The organism is Pedococcus sp. P1_H8, from assembly GCF_056405175.1.
In genome coordinates this window covers 1-411 of record NZ_JBFUCP010000316.1, presented here as the reverse complement: position 1 = coordinate 411, position 411 = coordinate 1, and the positions used below count along the sequence as shown (strand labels likewise).

Genomic DNA, 411 nt, shown 5'->3' with positions numbered 1-411 from the left:
CCCCGGCCCCGGGTCGGCGTCCAGGCCGAACGCCGCGAAGGTGCCGGCCAGGTGCTGGTCCGGGAGGGCATCGGCGGTCGGGTCGGGGGCGTTGAGGTACACCTGGTAGGCGACGCCGGGGGTGCGGTCCGCAGCGAGTCCGTCGACGGCGAGCAACACCGCCCCGAAGCCCGCGGCGGCGGCGGTCTCCGGCGCGTGCGCCACCGTTTCCAGACAGCTGTCGGGGACGACGAGTTGCGTGGTGACCCGATCCGTCACCTCGAACGGGCCGTCGGTGGCGGCGACGCGCATCGGTGTCGGCGCGACGGCGACCAGGCGCCGCGAGGACGCCGACGCCTGCGGCTGGTCGTCGTAGCGGTAGCCGAGTTGCTCGGTATGGTCGAGGACGTCGCCGACCCGGCAGCGCACCGG

General features: G+C 75.2%; 1 protein-coding gene. It reads right to left on the bottom strand.

Annotated features, from left to right (window positions below; genetic code table 11):
* On the bottom strand, window positions 1-411 hold a 411-nt coding region (locus AC1DYG_RS20170; protein ID WP_477641616.1), incomplete at both ends, for a hypothetical protein.